Source organism: Oceanimonas sp. GK1 (assembly GCF_000243075.1).
Taxonomy (GTDB): Bacteria; Pseudomonadota; Gammaproteobacteria; order Enterobacterales; family Aeromonadaceae; genus Oceanimonas.
On record NC_016745.1, the window covers coordinates 404,339 to 423,068 of the forward strand.

Consider the following 18,730-nt stretch of genomic DNA (forward strand, 5'->3'; position numbering starts at 1 on the left):
CAGCATCTCTGGCCACCGTGGCCGACCGGGCCCTTTTCCGCTCAAAAGCCTGTAAAATGCTGGCCTCATCACCCCGGCTGGTATAAAAAGGCCCCCGTCATTTATGCTGTAGTGATGCCGGGCGCTGTTACTTTCGTCCGGATTCATAATAAGGAGAGTTATCATGTTCGCATCCCTTCGCCGCCTGGGCGCCGCCCTGGCCCTGTCCGCCACCCTTATCGCTCCCGCCATGGCCGCCGATCCGGTCAAGGTGGGCATGTCCGGCCGCTATTTCCCCTTTACCTTCGTCAAGCAGGACGAGCTGCAGGGCTTTGAAGTGGACGTATGGAACGAGATTGGCAAACGCATCGGGCGGGACGTGGAGTTTGTTACCACCAACTTCTCCGGCCTGTTCGGCATGCTTGACACCGGCCGCATCGACACCATTTCCAACCAGATCACCATTACCCCGGAGCGGCTGGAAAAGTACGACTTCGCAGACCCGTACGTGTATGACGGCGCGCAGATCGTGGTGCGGCAGGGCAACGACAGCATTCAGGGTCTGGAGGATCTCAAGGGCAAGAAGGTGGCGGTCAACCTGGGCTCCAACTTCGAACAGCTGATGCGCAAGCACGACACCAACAACGAAATCAATATCATCACCTACGAGACCAACCTGGAGCAGGACGTGGCCCTGGGTCGGATTGATGCCTTTGTGATGGACAGAGTCGGTTCCGCTCAGCTGATCAACGAGGCAGGCCTGCCCCTGCAACTGGCCGGCAAGCCCTTTGAAACCATGGAAAACGCCTTTCCCTTCGTGAAGTCGCCCGAGCAGCAGGCGCTGCTGGCCGAGGTGAACCAGGCGCTGGCCGAGATGCGTGCCGACGGCACCCTCAAGGCCATTTCCGAGAAATGGCTGAACGCCGACATCACCAGTAACTAAGCATGCAGTTCGATCTCGACTACACCCTGGCGCTGTTTCCCATCCTGTTCAGGTATCTGGGCACCACCATGGAAATGGCGCTGCTGGGCTTTGTCTTCGCGCTGATCATCGCCGGCACCCTGGCGGTGATCAGAACCTTTGAGCTGCCGGGGCTGAATGCCCTGGCCCGGCTGTTTATCTCGTTTTTCCGCGGCACGCCCCTGCTGGTGCAGCTGTTTTTGCTGTATTACGGCCTGCCCCAGATTTTTCCGATATTCATTGGCATGAACGCCTTTACCGCCGCGGTGATCGGCCTGACCCTGCACTTCGCCGCCTACATGGCCGAGTCGATCCGCGCCGCCATCATGGGCATTCACAAAAGCCAGATGGAAGCGGCCATGAGCATCGGCATGACCCGGGGCCAGGCGATGAAGCGCATTATCCTGCCCCAGGCGGCGCGCATCGCCACGCCTTCGCTGATGAACTACTTCATCGACATGATCAAGAGCACGTCACTGGCCTTTACCCTGGGGGTGGCCGAGATCATGGCGTCGGCCCAGAAGGAAGCCTCAAGCAGCTTCAAGTTCTTTGAGTCCTTCATCGCCGTGGCGCTGATCTACTGGGCGGTGGTGGTGTTCTTTACCCACCTGCAGGGCCGGCTGGAGCGCCGCCTGAATGCGGCTTACTGACCGAGGCAACATGATCAAGTTACGCAATCTGACCAAGGTCTATCACGGCCAGACGGTACTGAACGACATCAGCCTGGACATCGGCAAGGGCGAAATTGTGGTGATCCTGGGGCCCTCGGGCACCGGCAAATCCACCCTGCTGCGCTGCCTCAACCTGCTGGAAACCCCCGAGGCCGGCAGCCTGGAGATAGACGGCTTTGCCATTGACTTGGCGAAACACAGCGGCAAGCAGGCCATTGAGCTGCGTAAGCGCACTTCCTTCGTGTTCCAGAACTATGCCCTGTTCGCCAACAAGACCGCCCTCGACAACATCGCCGAGGGGCTGATCACCGTATGGAAGAAGCCCAAAACCGAGGCCCGGGCGGAAGCGCGGCGCATTCTGGGTGACATCGGCCTGGCCGACAAGGCCGGCGCCTATCCCTCGTCGCTGTCCGGCGGCCAGCAGCAGCGGGTGGGCATCGGCCGGGCCATGGCCAGCCACGCCAATGTCATGCTGTTTGACGAGCCCACCTCGGCATTGGATCCGGAATGGGTAGACGAAGTGCTGGGGCTGATGAAAAAGCTGGCCCTGGCGCACCAGACCATGGTGGTGGTGACCCACGAAATCGGCTTTGCCCGGGACGTGGCCGACCGGGTGATCTTTATGGATGGCGGCCGCATCGTGGAGCAGGGCCCGCCCAGTGAGCTGCTCACCAACCCGCAGGATCCGCGCACCCGCGCCTTTTTGCGCAAGGTGCTGCCCGCCAGCTGACACGGCAACGGCTGGTGGTTGCCAACGCGGCTGGCGTGAGTATAATGCCAGCCCCGCGATCCTTTCGGATCCGGGATCGATCCGGTCGGCTCTGCATGCAACGCCATCGGCTCGGTATTCATGCCATGTCGATTGACGACACGCACTTAACTGTTTAGAATTCGGCCTCTTTTATGGGTCGTCTCGGTGAGTGCACGGCATTTCGCCATGGCGGTCAAACTGTACAGTTAACTGAAGCGGTAATAACAATGAAACGCACTTTTCAACCTTCAAATCTGAAGCGCAAGCGCAGCCACGGTTTCCGTGCCCGCATGGCCACCAAAAACGGTCGCAAGGTACTGGCTGCCCGCCGCGCCAAAGGTCGTGCCCGTCTGAGCGCCTAATGGCCCGGCATGCCTTTTCACGGGAGTTACGTCTGTTAACTCCCGCTCAATTCAAAAACGTCTTCGACAACCCCGTCAGAGCCGCCTCCCCCCACCTTACCCTGCTGGCCAAACCCAATGGTCTGGAACATCCCCGACTCGGTCTTGCCGTGCCCAAAAAGGCGCTCAAGCGTGCCGTGTGGCGTAACCGGGTAAAGCGGGTAGCACGCGAATCCTTTCGTCTTCGGCAACACAAGCTGCCTTCGGTCGATATCGTGGTGATCGCCAAGAAAGGGATCGGAGACGTGCCCAACGACGAATTGTTCGAGCTGCTGGAAAGGCTATGGCGCACCCTCTCTCGCCGCTGCAAAGACTCGGCATAGGGCTGGTCAGGCTCTATCAGCTGGTTCTCAGTCCCCTGCTCGGCCCCAGGTGCCGCTTTACTCCCACCTGCTCTCAATACGCCATTGAAGCCATTCAGCTCCACGGTTTTGCAAAAGGCGGTTGGTTAACCATCAAACGTCTATTAAAATGCCACCCTTTAGGTCCAAGCGGCCACGATCCGGTCCCGACAAAGCGAAGAAACTGACACTATGGAATCCCAACGCAACATACTTGTTATTGCGCTGCTGCTGGTGAGCTTTCTCATCTGGCAACAGTGGCAGACGGATAAGGCGCCCCAGCCAGAGACGGCGCAGCAAAGCACCCAGACTAGCCCGGGCGATGACAGCTTTATTCCCGAGTCGGACCAGGCCGGCGGTGAAGTACCTGCCGAGGCCCCCGTGGCGGCCAGCCGCCAGCTGGTGACCATTGCCTCCGACACCCTGGAGCTGACCATCGACACCCAGGGTGGCGATATCGTCCGCGCCGCGCTGCTGGAGCATGACGACGAGCTCAACTCCGACGACAAGTTCGTGCTGCTGAGCAATGGCGCCAACTTCGTCAACGTGGCCCAGAGCGGGCTTATCGGTCGTGACGGCCCCGACGGCCAAGCCGATGGCCGCCCGGTCTACCAGACCGAGCAGCGTGAATACCGTCTGGCCGAAGGCCAGGACAGCCTGAGCGTGCCGCTGACCTTCACCAACGCCGAAGGTGTCACTTTCACCAAAACCTTTACTCTGGAGCGCGGCCGCTACGTGGTGGGTGTCAACTACGACATCAACAACCAAAGCGACCAGCCGGTGCAGACCCAGCTCTACGCCCAGCTCAAGCAGAGCGAGACCAAGCCCGGTGACGATGGCGGCAGCATGCTGATGGCCTCCGCCTACCGCGGCCCGGCCTACTCCACCAGCGAGACCCGCTACAGCAAGTACGACTTCAAGGATGTGCGTGAAGCCAACCTCAACCAGACCACCGAAGGCGGCTGGGTCGGCATGCTGCAGCACTACTTTGTGTCCGCCTGGGTGGCCCCGGAAAATGGCGAGAACCAGCTTTACACCCGCTTCCTGAACAACCAGGGCCAGGCCATCATCGGCTTCAAGGCGCCGGTTGCCACGGTCGCGCCGGGCGCCGAGCAGAGCCTGTCTGCCAAGCTGTGGCTGGGTCCCAAGCTGCAGGATGAAATGGCCGTGGTGGCTCCCAACCTGGATCTGACCGTGGACTACGGCTGGCTGTGGTTCATTGCCCAGCCGCTGTTCAAGCTGTTGCAGTTCCTGCAGAGCTTTGCTGTTAACTGGGGTCTGGCCATTATCCTCACCACCTTCGTGGTGCGCGCCATCATGTACCCGCTGACCAAGGCCCAGTACACCTCCATGGCCAAGATGCGCATGCTGCAGCCCAAGCTGGTGGCCCTGCGCGAGCGCTACGGCGACGACCGCCAGAAGATGTCCCAGGGCATGATGGAGCTGTACAAGAAGGAAAAGGTCAACCCGCTCGGCGGCTGTCTGCCCATCCTCATTCAGATGCCCATCTTTATCTCCCTGTACTGGGTGCTGATGGAATCCGTTGAGCTGCGCCACGCCCCCTTCATGCTGTGGATTGACGATCTGTCGGTGCGCGATCCCTACTTCGTGCTGCCCATTCTGATGGGGGCCAGCATGTACGTGATCCAGAAGATGAGCCCGACCACCATCACCGATCCGATGCAGCAGAAGGTGATGCAGTTCATGCCCATCATCTTTACCTTCTTCTTCCTGTGGTTCCCCGCCGGCCTGACCCTGTACTGGCTGGTGAGCAACGTGGTCACCATCTCCCAGCAGTGGTATATCTTCCGCCAGCTGGAGAAGAAGGGCCTGCACAGCAAGGCCACGTCCTGAGGCCACTGGCCTGAGCGGCGTTAACGCAATACACTGGGCGGCCTGAGGGCCGCCTTTTTTATTGAGCGGGCATCACCGCCATACTGAACCGAACAGCGTACATTCCGGAGTAACAGAACCCATGCCCAACGACACCATCGTCGCTCAGGCCACCGCCCCCGGACGCGGCGGCGTCGGCATTATTCGCGTCTCGGGCCCCCAGGCCGAGGCCGTGGCTCAAGCCGTGCTCGGCCGCGTGCCCCAAGTACGTTATGCCGACTACCTGCCGTTCAAAGATGAGCAGGGCACCGTGCTGGACCAGGGCATCGCCCTGCTGTTCAAGGGCCCCCACAGCTTCACCGGCGAAGACGTGCTCGAGCTCCAGGGCCACGGCGGCCCGGTGGTGCTGGACATGCTGGTGCGCCGCATTCTGGCCCTGCCCGGCCTGCGCCCGGCCCGGGCCGGCGAGTTCAGCGAGCGCGCCTTTCTCAACGACAAGCTGGATCTGGCCCAGGCCGAGGCCATTGCCGACTTGATTGAAGCCTCCAGCGAGCAGGCCGCCCGTTCGGCGCTGCAGTCGCTGCAGGGCGAGTTCTCCACCCGGGTACACGGCCTGGTGGAAGCGCTCACTCACCTGCGCATTTACGTGGAAGCGGCCATCGACTTTCCCGACGAGGAAGTGGACTTTCTGTCCGACGGCAAAATTGCCGGCGAGCTCTACGGCATCATGGACCGGCTCACCGAGGTACAGCGGGAAGCCCGCCAGGGCGCCATCATGCGCGAGGGCATGAAGGTGGTGATCGCCGGCCGGCCCAACGCCGGCAAATCCAGCCTGCTTAACGCCCTGGCCGGCAAGGAATCGGCCATCGTCACCGACATCGCCGGCACCACCCGGGACGTGCTGCGGGAATACATTCACCTGGACGGCATGCCCCTGCACATCATCGACACCGCCGGCCTGCGCGAGGCCAGCGACGCGGTGGAACGCATCGGCATCGAGCGGGCCTGGGCCGAAATAGAACAGGCCGACCGCATTCTGTTTATGGTGGACGGCACCACCACCCAGGCGCGGCACCCCAAGGACATCTGGCCCGACTTCGTTGACCGGCTGCCGACCCATATTGGCCTCACCGTGGTGCGCAACAAGGCGGATCTCACTGGCGAGCCGCTCATCGTCAGCAGCGATGGCGAACACCCCGTGTACCCTATCTCCGCCCGCACCGGCGAAGGGGTAGAAGCGCTCAAGGAGCACCTCAAGGCCTGCATGGGCTTTCAGGGCGGCGGCGAAGGCGGCTTCAGCGCCCGCCAGCGCCATCTGGATGCCCTGCACCACGCCGACCAGCACCTGATCATGGCCAGGGAACAACTGGAGGTGTACATGGCCGGCGAGCTGGTGGCGGAGGAGCTGCGCCTGGCCCAGGAGCAGCTCAGCCAGATCACCGGCGAGTTCACCTCCGACGATCTGCTGGGCCGGATTTTCTCGTCGTTCTGCATTGGGAAATAGAACACCCTTGCTGGCACGTTTATGAAGCGCGGGCAGCTTGCCCGCCATTTGTCACAACGCGGCAACCAGGAGGGCGTCACTATCTCCATTAAGGATGAGCTCAACGCAATCGACACTCGGCTGGCAGAACTGGAACGTGAAAAGGCAGCCCTGCTGGCCCAAGCACTGGATTTTAGACTGTTCAATAAGGCCATGGAACGGCCCCGGTTTGTCCCGTCGGAACAGAGATCACCGCTGTAAATCTACCCGCCATAACCCATAATGACAAAATTAACGGCTTTAGCGTGTAATAGTATTTTTACCCGCTATAAAGTGTAAATTTTGATATACCTGCTATAGAGTGTAATGTAACGGTATCAGCTCTTCCAGGTAGCCCAGCCATGAAAATCACTAGTGCCCATCAGCTCAGCGCTTACATGAAAGATGTCAGGCTCACCCAGAAGCTTTCCCAGGGTAAGGTGGCCGGCAAAGTGGGGATCCGGCAGGACACGGTTTCCAACTTTGAACTGCACCCGGATACCACCAAACTGGAGACCTTATTCAAGATCCTGTCGGCATTGGAGCTGGAGCTGACGGTTCAGCCACGAAATACCACTGGCGCAGACGCAGGTAACAATGCATCTGCAGGCTGGAAGGAAGAGTGGTAATGGCAGCGCTGGATGTCTACATGAACGGTTACCGGGTGGGCGTTTTCACCCGAACCGGCTCAGGTGCCCATCACTTCAAATACAACGAGGCCTGGCTACGCTTGCCAGGAAGCCGTCCGATATCACTGTCCATGCCACTGCGTCATCAGACGTATCAAGGGAGTGAAGCATACAACTTCTTTGACAACCTGTTACCTGATACGCCTGACGTCAGGAACCGGATCCTTGCCAGATACCACGCAAACTCAACCCAACCTTTCGATTTGCTGTCCAAGGTCGGGGCCGACACTGTGGGTGCCCTGCAACTGTTGCCCCAAGGCATTCCCCCCGGCGATATTCGAAAAATGGAATACAAGGTGTTGTCCGACAAAGAGCTGGAAAAAGTGCTGACCGGCTATCAGGCGGGTGCTCCTCTGGGGATGATCGAGGAAGCAAAAGACTTTCGGATTTCCATCGCCGGTGCCCAGGAGAAAACGGCACTGCTGCTCCTGGGGGATAAATGGTGCCAGCCCCGTAATGCCACACCAACAACCCATATCATCAAGCTGCCTATCGGCAGGATAGAAAGCCACTCATACGCCATTGACCTGTCCGACAGTGTCGAAAACGAGTATCTCTGTACCTTGCTGGCACGAGAGTTTGGATTGCCGGTGCCCACCTGCTTCATGATGCAGGTGGGCAGCATCAAGGCTCTGGCTGTTGAGCGTTTTGACCGTAAATATGCATCGGATGGCAGCTGGCTTATGCGCTTGCCGCAGGAGGACTTTTGCCAGGTACTGAACGTCCCATCGGCACGGAAGTACGAGACTCATGGTGGACCAGGCATTGCAGAGATCATGTCCTACCTGCTGGGCTCGGCCAATGCCGAGCAAGACCGCTATCGGTTCATGAAAGCACAGGTATTGTTTTGGCTGCTGGCCGCAACAGATGGCCATGCCAAGAACTTTTCCGTGTTCATTGAGTCCGATGGCCGCTTTCGCCTGACCCCTTTCTACGACATTCTTTCCATGTACCCGGTGTTTGGTGGCAGAGGTCTTCATCCACGCGATGCCAAACTGGCCATGGGTCTCAAAGGTACGAAAGGCAGGAAGTACGGCATTGAGCAAATCTTTCCAAGACACTTCTTCCAGACAGCCAAAGCAGTAGGCTTTTCTCAGGAGGCTATGGCGACCATTCTGGCGGAAGTAGCAGGCTCGGTTGATACTGCCATCGACAAGGTCAGCAAGCAGTTGCCAAACGACTTCCCCGTTCACATTCGTGATTCAATACTGGAAGGGGTAAAAGCCAGATCTGCCCGGCTGACGCCCGGCAGAGATTGAACAACCGAGCATACCGGCAGGACTCATCGTTATGAGCAATCAATTCCAAAGGTTATATGTATTTAAGCTTTAAATAACCTTTACTTATACTCCCGAAACCACCATTTCGGGAGTCAAGGACATGATCGCGCGTTTATCCATCAAGACACTGCTTACCGCCTCGTTTGGCGCCATGCTGCTGGCGGTTCTGGCCTTCAGCTTTTATGTCTACCTGTCCATGCAGGGCATACAGCGGCAGATGGAAAGCATAGTAGAACGCAACATCAGCCTGCTGCAGACCATTTCCAACCTGCGTTACAGCACCGTCACCTACCGCCGTTTCGCCCTCGACTACGGCCTCACCACCGACCGGCGCGAGCACGCCGACATCCTGGCCAAGATCAACCACAACGATCAGCAGGTGGAGCGTTACCTGGAGGCCATGCAGCGCCAGGCCGACAGCCCCGAGGTGCGCGCCTTTATCGACGATTTCCGCCGCCGCATCACCGCCTACAAGGGCATGCAGGACGATTACATCGGGCTGATCGACGCGGGCAACATAGACGCGGCCCGGGTCAAGATGCTGACCGACATGCTGGCGCCCTTCGATGCCATCGTCGCCCTGCTCGGCGACACCCAGCGGCTGATCGCCGCCGAGGCGGAGGCCATCAAGGACAGGGAATCGGCGGTGATCGACCACATCAGCGTCATGGTGCTGGTGCTGTGCCTGCTGCTCGCCGCCTTTATGCTGACCATGGGCATCATCATTAACCGCCGGATCCGCCTGCCCCTGGCGCGGCTCAACGCCCAGATGGAAAAGGTGAAGAACGGCCGGCTCGGCGACCGGCTCGATCGCCGTCACTTCTCCCGGGATGAGCTGGGCAAGGCCGCCGGCGACTTTATCGACATGCAGGCCGGCATTCACGATCTGGTGCAGGAAATTTCCACCAGCCTCGACCGCCTGGGCGGCGCCACCGTACAACTGCGCCAGATGTCGGCCGAGTCTTCCGGCGCCCTGGATGACCAGCAGCAGGAAATCGCCCGTATCGCCGACGCCATGCACCAGCTCGAAACCACCTTCCGCGACGTGGCGCTCAATACCCAGAATGCGGCCGGTGCGGCCCGCGAGGCGGCGGATCAAACCGAGCAGAGCAACCGGGTGGTGCTGCAGTCAACCCGCCAGGTGGAAATGGCCGCCCGGGAAATCGGCCAGGCCGGCGCCCTGGCACTGGCGCTGAAGCAGGACAGCGCCCGCATCGGCGTGGTGTCCCGGGTTATCAGCGACATTGCCGAGCAGACCAACCTGCTGGCGCTCAACGCCGCCATCGAGGCGGCCCGCGCCGGGGAGTCGGGCCGGGGCTTTGCGGTGGTGGCGGAGGAAGTGCGTAACCTGGCCCAGCGCACCCAGCAGTCGATCGCGGAGATCAACCAGACCATCAGCAGCCTGCAGCAGCAGGCACAAGCCGTGACCCAGGCCATGGACAACAGTCAGCAGATTATCGAGGGGGGAGTACAGGAAGCCCGCCACGCGGCGGACTCCATTCAGCAGATCAGCGAGGCGGTGGCGCGAATGACGGCGATGAACATGCAGATCGCCACCGCCACCGAGCAGCAGAGTGCGGTTGCGGCGGAGCTCAACGGCAGCCTGGCCGGCATCAACCGCATGTCGGACCAGGTCGCCGGCAGCGCCCGCCATACCTCGTCCGCCTCTCAGGAGCTGGAATCCCTGGCCGGCAACCTGCACCGGCTGGTGCAGAAATTCAGCCTGGCCGGGCACTGAGCAAGCAGGCCGTCGCCGCCAGGGCGACGGCCCCGTGATTACACCAGCTCGGCCAGCATGTCCTGGTGATAGTCCACCAGCGGCTCGGCCTGCTGCACCCGGCGCACATAGTCCGGGTTGGCGATAAAGGGCCGGCCGATGGCGGCCAGATCGAATTTGCCCTGGGCCAGCCCCTCGCCGGCGCGCTCGGGGGTGAGCCCGCCCACGCCGATCAGGGTGCCACTGTAATGGCGGCGCAGATATTCGCTGGCGCGACCGCCGAGAAAGTCGAAGGTCAGGCTGTCGTCAAAAATGCCCAGATGCAGGTAGGCCAGCTCCCGCTCGTTGAGCCGGGCCAGCAGGTAATCGAACACCTCCCGGTCCCGGGCGTCCGCCGCCATGTGGGTATAGGCGCCCGGCGTCAGACGCAGGCCGGTACGCTCGGCGCCCACCCGGGCCACCACCGCATCGACCACCTGCAGCGCGAAGCGGCTCATGTTTTCCGGCGTCCGGCCGTAGTCGTCGTCGCGATGGTTGGTGTCGAAATGCAGGAACTGATCGATGAGGTAACCGTTGGCGCCGTGAATTTCCACCCCGTCAAACCCCGCGGCCATGGCGTTTTCCGCCGCCTGAGCGTAGTCCTCCACCAGCCGGGCAATATCCTCCCGTGCCAGTGCCTTGGGTGTTTCGTAGCTCAGATCGCGCATGCGCGGCACCGTGCCCTCAAAGGCGATGGCGCTGGGTGCCACCGGCTGCTCGCCGGAAAAATGGGAATGGGCCAGGCGGCCCACATGCCACAACTGCAGGAAAATTTTTCCGCCCTCAGCATGGACCGCGTCGGTCACCCTTTTCCAGCCCTCGATCTGCGCCTGGGTGTAGATGCCAGGGGTGTCCGGATAACCCTGGCCATCGGGCCGAATAATGGTGGCCTCGCTGATGATCAGGCCAGCGTCGGCCCGGCGACCGTAGTAATCGGCCATGGCCTGGGTCGGCACCAGGCCGGGGCCGGCCATACAGCGAGTCAGCGGCGCCATGACGATGCGGTTGGCCAGGGTCAGGCTGGCGTTCAGTACACAGGGTTCGAACAAGGATTGATGAGCAGACATAAAGGGCTCCCGTTAATTTGAATGCCTATTCAAGATAGGGGCGCGACCGGCACTTTTCAAGGGTTATTTGAATGCTCATTCAAGTGTGTTTTGGCCGAAACCGCCGGCGGGGTTACACTAGAGAGCCAGCGGGGAGGACAATGATGCGCACAGCCAGTTTCGATCGGGACCACGTTTTACGGTCCGCCATGCAGGCCTTTCGTCACAAGGGGTTTGCCGCCACCACCATGCAGGATCTGGTGGCCGCCACCGGGCTGCACCCGGGCAGTATCTACTGCGCCTTCGGCAACAAGAAGGGGCTGCTGCTGGCAGCGGTGGATCATTATGTGGCCGACCGGCAGCGGGCGCTGGAGGCCTGCTTCGAGGGCGTCTCGCCCTTTACCGGCCTGCAGCGCTACCTGGCGCAGGTGGTGGAAGAAACCCGCCACTGCGACTCCATGGACTGCCTGCTGACCAAGGCCCTGCAGGAGCTGAACGAGCAGGACGCCGACATCGCCCGGCGCCTGGGCGGCCTGCTGGACGATCTGGAGCGGTGGCTGGCCCGGTCTCTGGAACAGGCCCAGCAGGCCGGCGAAGCCCGCACCGACGCCAGCCCGGAGCAGCTGGCCCGGCTGCTGATAGTCGGCATCTACGGCCTGCGTACCTACGCCCACCAGCATCCGGCGCCGGATTGCCTGCAGGAAACCGCCGCCCGGCTGCTGGCGGCGCTGCAGCCAGCGGCCTGAACCAAGGCCGCGCTGGCCCTAGCCGTTATTGGCCGGCCGCGCCCTTCACCCCGGGGCGGCGCCCACAGACCGCCAGCGCCAGCAGAAACTGCAGCATCATCAGCAGCACTATGGTGGGTGCCGGGGCACTGTCGATAAAAAACGACAGGTACACGCCGGCCAGGGAGGCGCACACCGCCGCCAGCACCGCCCACAGCAGCATCAGGCCAAAGCGGCAGGTCAGCAGCAGGGCGGTGGCGCCGGGGGCAATCAGCATGGCGATGGCCAGCAGAATGCCCACCGACTTTAGCGCCGCCACTATGGTCAGGGTCAGCAGGCACAACAGGCCGTAGTGCAGCCAGGTCACTTTCAGCCCCACCGCCCTCGCCTGCACCGGATCGAAGGCATGCAGCAAAAAATCCTTCCATTTGATGATCAGCACCAGCACCGTCAGCAGCGCCACCGCCGCGGTTTCAATAATGTCCCGCTGGCCCACTCCCAGCATGTCGCCAAACAGAATATGATCCAGGTGCACCTCGGTGCTGATGCTGACATAAAGCAGCAGGCCCAGCCCGAACATGCCCGAGAACACGATGCCCATCACGGTATCCTGCTTGATGCGGCTGTTGGCGGCGAGAAAGCCGATGCCGAGGGCACAGATCATGCCGGCGCCAAAGGCTCCCAGCGCCAGCGGCATGCCCGCCATATAGGCCAGCACCACGCCGGGAAACACCCCATGGCTCATGGCGTCGCCCATCAGCGCCCAGCCTTTGAGCACCAGAAAACACGACAGCAAGGCCGTCGGCACCGCGAGCAGGGCCGCAATCAGCAGAGCCTTGGTCATAAAGGCGAACTGCAGGGGCATCAGCAATGCATCCATCATCACTGTGCCCCCCGGGCCTCGGCTGCGCGCCGGCGGGCGGCCAGGTAGCCGTACTTGGGGGCGAATAAAAAGGCCAGCAGAAAGAGCAGGGTCTGCAGCACCACGATCAGGGCACCGGTGGCCCCGTCAAGAAAGTAGCTGGCATAAGCCCCCAGGGCGCTGGTGACGGCCCCCAGACCCACGGCGATCAGCAGCAGCACCGGAAAGCGGTCACTCAGCAAGTAGGCGGTCGCCCCGGGGGTGACCACCATGCAGATCACCAGAAACGCCCCCACCGTCTGCATGGCCGCCACCGTACAGGCCGCCAGCAGGGTAAAGAACAGCAGCCTGAGGCGAACGGGATGGATGCCCACCGAGCGGGCGTGGTGCTCATCGAAAAACACCACCAGCAAATCCTTCCATTTGCACAGCAGCACGGCCAGCGACACCACCCCGATGATCACCAACTGCACCATGTCGGCGGGATCGATGGCCAGAATATTGCCGAGCACTATGGTACGAATATTCACCGCCATGGGCCTGAGCGACATCATGAACAGCCCCAGGGCGAAAAAGCCTGAAAAAATCAGGCCGATGATCACGTCCTCCTTGAGCTGGCTGCGCTGGCGCAGCAGCAGCATGGCGCCGGCAGCCAGCCCGCCCGCCACAAAGGCGCCGAGGGAAAACGGCAGCCCCAGCAGGTAGGCACCGGCCACCCCGGGCACAATGGAATGAGACAGGGCATCGCCGATCAGCGACCAGCCCTTGAGCATCAGGTAGCAGGACAGAAAGGCACACACGCCGCCCACCAGCGCCGACACCCAGATGGCGTTGACCATGTAGCCGTAACCAAAGGGTTCAAGCAGGGCCGCCATCCTCGTCCTCCCTGCGTTTGCTCTGGCTGTCCCGGCTCTGCACCCGCCCCCCCTCGATGATCAACGGCCGCTCGTCATCGCTGATCACGCCAATGGGCAGGGTATGGCCGGTGAGCATGAAATGGCGCAGTACGCCGCCAAAGGCCAGCTCCAGGTTGGCCTGATTGAAGGTGTCTTTGGTGGTGCCGTGGGCCAGTATGGTGCCCTTAATCAGCACGGTGCGATCGCAAAACTCGGGCACCGAGCCCAGGTTGTGGGTGGAGACCAGCATCACCCGGCCCTCGTCGCGCAGCTCCCGCAGCAAGGTAATGATGCGATCCTCGGTGTTTACGTCCACCCCGGTAAAGGGCTCGTCGAGCAGAATGACCTGGCTGTCCTGGGCCAGGGCCCGGGCCAGGAACACCCGCTTTTTCTGGCCGCCGGAGAGCTCGCCAATCTGGCGATGACGCAGCTCACTCATGCCCACCCGCGTCAGCGCCCGGGCCACCGCCTGATGATCCGCGGCTTTCGGCCGGCGCAGCAGGCCCATGTGGCCGTAGCGGCCCATCATCACCACATCCTCCACCCGCACCGGAAAATGCCAGTCCACCTCCTCGGACTGAGGCACATAGGCCACCGCGTTGCCCCGCAGCGCCGCCGCCACCGGCTGGCCCAGCACACGAATATCGCCACTCGCCAGCCGCACAAAGCCCATGATGGCCTTGAACAGGGTCGACTTGCCGGAGCCGTTCACCCCCACCAGGGCGGCAATGGTGCCCAGGGGCAGGTGAAAGCTGGCGTCGCGCAGGGCGGTATGGCCGTTGCGGTAGGTGACGGTGACCTGCTGCACCACCATGCCGGCGCCGTCGGGGGTGGCCGCCAGGGTGTCGATGGTGCTCATTCCAGCCCCTCGGCCAGCCCGTGCGCAATGGTGCTGGAGGTGACCCGCAACAAGTCGAGGTAGCTGGGCACCGGGCCGTTCGGCTCACTCAGGGAGTCGACGTAAAGCACACCGCCATAACGGGCGCCGGTTTCCCGGGCCACCTGGCGGGCGGGTTTGTCGGAAATGGTGCTTTCGCTGAACACCGCCGGAATGCGGTGCTCACGCACGGTATCAATCACCCGGCGCACCTGCTGGGGCGTGCCCTGCTGATCCGCATTGATCGGCCACAGGTACAGCTCCTTCAGGCCGTAGTCCCGGGCCAGGTAGGAAAAAGCCCCTTCGCTGGTCACCAGCCAGCGCCGGTGCGCGGGCAGGCGGGCAAACAGGGCCCGCAAGGGCGCGGTGTCGGCGATGATGCGCGCCTTGTAGGCCTCGGCATTGGCCCGGTAGGTGTCGGCGTTGGCCGAATCGTATTTCACAAAGGCGGCGAGAATGTTGTCGACGTAAATGAGGGCGTTGTCCGGCGACATCCAGGCATGGGGGTTGGGCTTGCCGCGGTAGGGGCCGTCATCAATGCTGATAGGCACTATGCCCTTGCTCACCACCACCTCGGGCACCTGGCCCAGGTTCTGGTAAAAACGCTCGAACCACAGCTCCAGGTTCAGGCCGTTGGACAGGATCAGCTGCGCGCCGTGGGCGCGCAGCAGGTCGCCCGGGGTGGGCTGGTATTCGTGGATCTCGGCACCGGGCTTGGTGATGGACTCCACCACGGCAGCCTCGCCGGCCACGTTTTGCGCCATGTCGGCGATCACGGTAAAGGTGGTCACCGCCCGGAATTTTTCCTGGCCGCTCGCCGGCAGTGCCGTCAGCACCACCAGCAGCGCCAGCCCTCCCAGCCCGGCCCGCAGACACCTGGTGATAAACGCAGTAATGCAATCGGTCATGGCCCCTCCCTTGTTTCTTTATAATGGTGTCTGGGCGGTGTTCCGGCCAGCCTCAGGGAGCCGGCGGTGCCCGGCACATCTCCACAAACCGGCGCAGCAGGGCGGAGTGATACTTGTGCCGGTGCCACACCAGCCTGAGGGTGCGCGGCAGCTCAAGGCCCACATCAATCACCACCAACCGCCCCCGGGCCAGCCGGTCCGCCGCCGCCCGCCGGGAGATCAGCGCCAGCCCCAGCCCCTGCTCCACCGCCTGCATCACCGCTTCCGGCGTATTCAGCTCCAGTATTTTGCCCATGCGGTTGAGGTGCGGCGCCAGCTGGCGGTCGAATTGTTCCCGGCTGCCGGAGCGGGGTTCCCGCAATACCCAGTCGCAGCCGGCCAGGCAGGCGGGCGTCAGCTTCGGCTGCCCCGCCAGTAGATGAGAGGGGGCGGCGACGATCTGCATTTCATCCTGCAGCCAGTCCTGGGTTTCCAGATCGGCGTGGCGGTTTTCCCCCTCGATCAACGCCATGTCCAGCTCAAAGCGGGCCACCATGTCGCACAGGGTCTGGGTATTGGTAATGGTGACGGCAGCCTGCAGCCAGGGCTGGCGGGCCAGCAGCGCCGGCAGCAGGTAATTGCCAATGGTCTGGCTGGCGCCGAGGCGCAGGCTGCCGGTGAGCTCGCCGCCACCTGCAAACTGCCGCTCGATGTCCGCCACCCGGCCGAGCACGTCTTCCGCCAGGGGTTGCAGCCGCCGCCCCTGATCGTTCAGTTGCAGCCGGGGGTGCACCCGGTCGAACAGCGGGCTGCCGAGCCGCCGCTCCAGCTCGCCCAGGGACTGAGACAGGGCCCCCCGGCTCAGACACACCTCGTCCGCCGCCAGCCCCAGGTTGCCGTGGCGGGCAATGCTGGCAAACACCTGCAGTTGTTTCAGGGTGATCATTTAGTTTTTCCAAACAGTGGCTTTAAATCATTTGGATATTATAAACGAAGTGGCTTTTCTATGATGGCAACCGTCACTGAGGAGCGCCGTTATGCTGAATACCACTCGCCATCGTCTTGCCGCCGCCCCCACCCCCATGGCCGGGCTGGCCTTAGGCGTTGCCAGCCTGGGCTGGTGCTGGGAAAACACCGGGCTGTTTGCCGGCCAGACTCAAGATCTGGGGGCCGCCATCGCCGCCGGGCTGCTGCTGATCCTGAGCGCCAAGTTCCTGCTGCATCCGCGTTTGCTGGCGGAAGATCTGGCCCACCCGGTGGTGGGCAGCGTGGTGCCCACCTTTGCCATGGCCACCATGGTGGTGTCGGCCGCGCTGGAAGGGGTTGCACGCGAGGCGCTGTGGCTGCTGGCCATCGGCCTGCACGGGGCGTTTCTGCTGGCGTTTGTTGGCCACCGGCTGAAAGCCTTTCGCCTGCATCACATGGTGCCCAGCTGGTTTGTGCCGCCGGTGGGCATTGTGGTGGCCGCCGTGACCAGCCCGGGCGGTGCCCTTGCGCCGCTGGCACAAGGGCTGATGTGGTTTGGTCTGGGGTGTTACGGCCTGCTGCTGCCGCTGATGTTGTACCGGTTACTTTTCTGCGCCGCCCTGCCGGACGCCGCCAGGCCCACCCTCGCCATTCTGGCGGCGCCCGCCAGCCTGTCTCTGGCCGGTTATCTGACGGTCATCGCTCGGCCGGACCCCTTGCTGGTGGCGGTGCTGCTGGGCATCGCCGTGCTGATGACGGCCCTTGTCTACCTGGCGCTGTTCCGGCTGCTGCGGCTGCCGTTCAGCCCCGGCTTCGCCGCCTTTACCTTTCCACTGGTGATCGGCGCCACCGCCCTATTCAAGGTGGCGGGCCTGGCCGCCGGACTGGGACTGGACGGCTCCCCGCTGGCCCGGCTGGCACAGCTGGAGCTGGTGGTGGCCACCCTGGTGGTGGGCTATGTGGCCCTGCGCTATGCCCTGCACCTCACCGCCCTGGGCCGTCTGCTGGCACCGGCCCGGCAGCCGGCTCAGTAATTGACGTCGGGCACCGGCAGGGTACGGCCCTCGCTGCTGCTCTTTTCCGCCAGCTTGATGATATTGAGCCCGTTGAGCGCGTCCCGAATGGTGACCGGCAGCGGGCCCTCGCCGCGAATGGCCTTGGCGGTGGCTTCATAAAAGTGGCGGTAGCCGCCCACCTCCGACACGATCACCTCCGGCTCGCCGTCGGAATAAAACACCCCGTAATCGCTTTCCGCCTCCTTGGCCAGATAGGGTGAGCCGGGCACGATACCGTCCCGCAGCCGCTCTTCCTGAGGGTCAAAACCCCGCTTGATGTAACACCCCCGCTCTCCCTGCAGCTTGAAACGCAGGGTCGGCCCCGGATGGTAGGAGCTGGAGTGCAGCACCACTTCCTTGTCGGCGTAGTGCAGTTGCACATGGAAGTAATCGGTCACGTCCGAGCCCGGACGCTGGGACAGACAACGGCCGGTCACCGACAGCGGCTTGCCGAACAGCTCCAGGGTCTGATCCACCAGGTGGCCGCCCAGATCGAACCAGGAGCCCGCGCCCACGCCGGGCTGATCTTCCTGGCCCTCGGGGGTAGGCCGAAAACGGTCAAAGTGGGATTCAAAGGCATGTACCGGGCCCACCTTGCCCTCGGCCAGCAGCCGCTTGATGGTGAGAAAGTCGCTGTCCCAGCGGCGGTTATGAAAGGGGATCAGGCACAACCGACCGGCGTCCGCCAGGCGCATCAGCTCGCTGCCCTGGTGCAGCTGGGTCACCGCCGGGTTTTCCATCACCACGTGCAGGCCCAGGCTCAGGGCCTTGCGCCCGAGTTCGTAGTGCACCTCGTTAGGGGCGGTGATCACCACCAGCCGGGCGCCCGACTCCTTCAGCATCTCGTCCACGTCGGTATACACCCGCACCTCGGGCCAGTCCCGCTCCACCCGCTCCGGACGGGAGCTGTGAATGGCCACCAGCTCAAACTCCGGCAGGCTATCGATAAAGGGCAGATGGTAAATACTGGCCGACTGGCCATAGCCGATTACGGCGGTTTTGATCATGGGTAAACCTCATCGAAAACCGGCACGCTGACACGCCCCGGCAGGCTAGCAACACAAATTCAGCCCCACAACAAAGCACAGCCCCGGCCGCTAGGTCAAGGTTCGGTCCGCCCGGACAGCGGCTGCCCGGCCCGGCAACCTCATGCCTGGTGATGCATGGCCGTGGGCCGCACCGGAAGCCACCCGCAACACAACAACTGGTATGACCAGAATAAATCAACATGG

The 18,730-nt window shown here is 62.5% G+C and carries 21 protein-coding genes; 14 read left to right on the plus strand and 7 right to left on the minus strand.

Annotated elements, in window-relative coordinates; all coding sequences use genetic code 11:
- Positions 1-163: 163 nt before the first annotated feature.
- The 12 genes from GU3_RS01985 (at position 164) to GU3_RS02035 (ending at position 10,166) form a co-directional block, all read left to right on the plus strand.
- The gene (locus GU3_RS01985; protein WP_014290883.1) at positions 164-922 is read left to right on the plus strand and encodes an amino acid ABC transporter substrate-binding protein; all 759 of its coding nucleotides are present in this window, start codon (positions 164-166) and stop codon (positions 920-922) included.
- A gap of 2 nt (positions 923-924) precedes the next feature.
- On the plus strand, positions 925-1,590 hold the full coding sequence (locus tag GU3_RS01990) for an amino acid ABC transporter permease (protein WP_014290884.1): 666 nt from the start codon (positions 925-927) through the stop codon (positions 1,588-1,590).
- Positions 1,591-1,600: 10 nt separating this feature from the next.
- On the plus strand, positions 1,601-2,341 hold the full coding sequence (locus GU3_RS01995; protein WP_014290885.1) for an amino acid ABC transporter ATP-binding protein: 741 nt from the start codon (positions 1,601-1,603) through the stop codon (positions 2,339-2,341).
- Positions 2,342-2,589: 248 nt separating this feature from the next.
- Positions 2,590-2,724, plus strand: a complete 135-nt coding sequence (rpmH, locus tag GU3_RS02000; RefSeq protein ID WP_014290886.1) for a 50S ribosomal protein L34 — start codon at positions 2,590-2,592, stop codon at positions 2,722-2,724.
- Positions 2,724-3,086 (plus strand): ribonuclease P protein component, encoded by a 363-nt coding sequence (rnpA, locus tag GU3_RS02005; protein WP_014290887.1) that lies wholly within the window; start codon positions 2,724-2,726, stop codon positions 3,084-3,086. The genes rpmH and rnpA overlap by 1 nt, the downstream gene beginning before the upstream one ends.
- Complete coding sequence (yidD, locus tag GU3_RS16685; protein WP_014290888.1) at positions 3,047-3,292, plus strand: membrane protein insertion efficiency factor YidD; 246 nt, start codon at positions 3,047-3,049, stop codon at positions 3,290-3,292. The genes rnpA and yidD overlap by 40 nt, the downstream gene beginning before the upstream one ends.
- A 4-nt stretch (positions 3,293-3,296) precedes the next feature.
- The gene (gene yidC, locus GU3_RS02010; protein ID WP_014290889.1) at positions 3,297-4,958 is read left to right on the plus strand and encodes a membrane protein insertase YidC; all 1,662 of its coding nucleotides are present in this window, start codon (positions 3,297-3,299) and stop codon (positions 4,956-4,958) included.
- Between the two features lie 121 nt (positions 4,959-5,079).
- Positions 5,080-6,441 carry a tRNA uridine-5-carboxymethylaminomethyl(34) synthesis GTPase MnmE gene (gene mnmE / locus GU3_RS02015; protein WP_014290890.1) on the plus strand — a complete coding sequence of 454 codons (1,362 nt, stop codon included), beginning with the start codon at positions 5,080-5,082 and terminating at the stop codon, positions 6,439-6,441.
- A 21-nt stretch (positions 6,442-6,462) separates the two neighbouring features.
- Complete coding sequence (locus GU3_RS02020; protein ID WP_014290891.1) at positions 6,463-6,681, plus strand: hypothetical protein; 219 nt, start codon at positions 6,463-6,465, stop codon at positions 6,679-6,681.
- A gap of 140 nt (positions 6,682-6,821) precedes the next feature.
- Positions 6,822-7,088, plus strand: a complete 267-nt coding sequence (locus GU3_RS02025; protein ID WP_014290892.1) for a helix-turn-helix domain-containing protein — start codon at positions 6,822-6,824, stop codon at positions 7,086-7,088.
- The gene (locus tag GU3_RS02030; protein WP_014290893.1) at positions 7,088-8,407 is read left to right on the plus strand and encodes a type II toxin-antitoxin system HipA family toxin; all 1,320 of its coding nucleotides are present in this window, start codon (positions 7,088-7,090) and stop codon (positions 8,405-8,407) included. Before GU3_RS02025 ends, GU3_RS02030 begins: the two co-directional genes overlap by 1 nt.
- A 121-nt stretch (positions 8,408-8,528) precedes the next feature.
- Complete coding sequence (locus tag GU3_RS02035) at positions 8,529-10,166, plus strand: methyl-accepting chemotaxis protein (protein ID WP_014290894.1); 1,638 nt, start codon at positions 8,529-8,531, stop codon at positions 10,164-10,166.
- A gap of 38 nt (positions 10,167-10,204) precedes the next feature.
- Here the strand turns inward: GU3_RS02035 and GU3_RS02040 are convergent, their stop codons facing one another.
- On the minus strand, positions 10,205-11,251 hold the full coding sequence (locus tag GU3_RS02040; protein WP_014290895.1) for an alkene reductase: 1,047 nt from the start codon (positions 11,249-11,251) through the stop codon (positions 10,205-10,207).
- Between the two features lie 143 nt (positions 11,252-11,394).
- On the opposite strand from GU3_RS02040, the gene GU3_RS02045 reads away from it, so the two are divergent.
- Positions 11,395-11,976: a TetR/AcrR family transcriptional regulator gene (locus GU3_RS02045; RefSeq protein ID WP_014290896.1), complete on the plus strand. Its 582-nt coding sequence runs from the start codon at positions 11,395-11,397 to the stop codon at positions 11,974-11,976.
- Positions 11,977-12,001: 25 nt separating this feature from the next.
- Here the strand turns inward: GU3_RS02045 and GU3_RS02050 are convergent, their stop codons facing one another.
- The 5 genes from GU3_RS02050 to GU3_RS02070 are packed head-to-tail and all read right to left on the minus strand — an operon-like array spanning position 12,002 to position 16,423.
- Positions 12,002-12,838 (minus strand): metal ABC transporter permease, encoded by an 837-nt coding sequence (locus GU3_RS02050; RefSeq protein WP_014290897.1) that lies wholly within the window; start codon positions 12,836-12,838, stop codon positions 12,002-12,004.
- Positions 12,838-13,692: a metal ABC transporter permease gene (locus GU3_RS02055; RefSeq protein ID WP_014290898.1), complete on the minus strand. Its 855-nt coding sequence runs from the start codon at positions 13,690-13,692 to the stop codon at positions 12,838-12,840. Before GU3_RS02055 ends, GU3_RS02050 begins: the two co-directional genes overlap by 1 nt.
- Positions 13,676-14,572, minus strand: a complete 897-nt coding sequence (locus tag GU3_RS02060) for a manganese/iron ABC transporter ATP-binding protein (RefSeq protein ID WP_014290899.1) — start codon at positions 14,570-14,572, stop codon at positions 13,676-13,678. The genes GU3_RS02055 and GU3_RS02060 overlap by 17 nt, the downstream gene beginning before the upstream one ends.
- A complete protein-coding gene (locus GU3_RS02065) occupies positions 14,569-15,498 on the minus strand; it encodes a metal ABC transporter substrate-binding protein (protein ID WP_014290900.1) in 930 nt (309 codons plus the stop codon). Before GU3_RS02065 ends, GU3_RS02060 begins: the two co-directional genes overlap by 4 nt.
- 52 nt (positions 15,499-15,550) lie before the next feature.
- Positions 15,551-16,423: a LysR substrate-binding domain-containing protein gene (locus GU3_RS02070; protein WP_014290901.1), complete on the minus strand. Its 873-nt coding sequence runs from the start codon at positions 16,421-16,423 to the stop codon at positions 15,551-15,553.
- Positions 16,424-16,514: 91 nt separating this feature from the next.
- Between GU3_RS02070 and GU3_RS02075 the strand changes: the two genes are divergently transcribed.
- On the plus strand, positions 16,515-17,477 hold the full coding sequence (locus GU3_RS02075; protein WP_014290902.1) for a TDT family transporter: 963 nt from the start codon (positions 16,515-16,517) through the stop codon (positions 17,475-17,477).
- Here the strand turns inward: GU3_RS02075 and GU3_RS02080 are convergent.
- Complete coding sequence (locus GU3_RS02080; RefSeq protein WP_014290903.1) at positions 17,471-18,505, minus strand: Gfo/Idh/MocA family oxidoreductase; 1,035 nt, start codon at positions 18,503-18,505, stop codon at positions 17,471-17,473. The two genes, GU3_RS02075 and GU3_RS02080, sit on opposite strands and share 7 nt — an antisense overlap.
- Between the last annotated feature and the right edge of the window lie 225 nt (positions 18,506-18,730).